This window comes from Vibrio sp. PNB23_22_6, from assembly GCF_052877535.1.
Genome location: NZ_JBNFXP010000068.1, coordinates 1 through 904, shown reverse-complemented (window position 1 = coordinate 904; position 904 = coordinate 1). Strand labels below are relative to the sequence as shown.

Genomic DNA, 904 nt, shown 5'->3' with positions numbered 1-904 from the left:
GACCCCCACGATATCAGGCAGGCGCATCATCGACGGACGCCCCAGCATCACGGTTTCCGCTTCCAGTCCACCCACGCCAATCGCAATCACCCCCAGTGCATCAACGTGCGGCGTGTGACTGTCAGTCCCGACACAGGTATCGGGATAAGCAATGCCCTGTTTGGCTTGCACCACGGGCGACATTTTTTCTAGGTTGATTTGGTGCATGATGCCGTTACCGGCGGGAATGACGCTGACATTTTCAAACGCGGTTTTACACCATTCGATAAAGTGGAAACGGTCTTCGTTACGGCGCTCTTCAATGGCGCGGTTTTTGTCAAACGCCTCCGGGTCAAAACCTGCGTGCTCCACCGCCAAAGAGTGGTCGACAATCAGCTGGGTCTCCACCACAGGGTTCACTTTAGATGGGTCGCCACCTTGTTCGGCAATCGCATCACGCAAGCCCGCCAGGTCAACCAGTGCGGTCTGGCCTAGAATGTCGTGGCACACCACGCGCGCCGGATACCAAGGGAAATCGAGGTCACGCTTGCGCTCAATCAACTGCTTCAAACTGTCGGTTAATGTCGCTGGCTCGCAGCGGCGCACCAACTGCTCGGCCAGCACGCGGGAGGTGTATGGGAGGGTATCATAGGCACCCGGAGCAATCGCATTGACCGCTTCGCGTGCATCAAAGTAATCCAGTTTTGTCCCTGGGAGGGGTTTTCGGTATTGGGTATTGATATTCATAGGGGTTGCTTCCATTGCATCGGTACATCTTGCCTGGCACTGTGGCATCGAAAAGACACGCCTTCCCTCAACTTAGCTGTATAAGGAAAGGCATGACGCGTTAGCGTTGTTCGATTGGCACCCATTCTTGGTGCTCAGGACCGGTGTAATCCGCACTTGGACGAATGATGCGGTTATT

General features: G+C 55.2%; 1 protein-coding gene. It reads right to left on the bottom strand.

Annotation, left to right across the window (positions count from 1 at the left end):
• Positions 1-726: aconitase family protein (locus tag ACVA54_RS19645; RefSeq protein WP_446649890.1), on the bottom strand; the 726-nt coding region annotated here is incomplete at its 3' end.
• Positions 727-904: the final 178 nt, after the last annotated feature.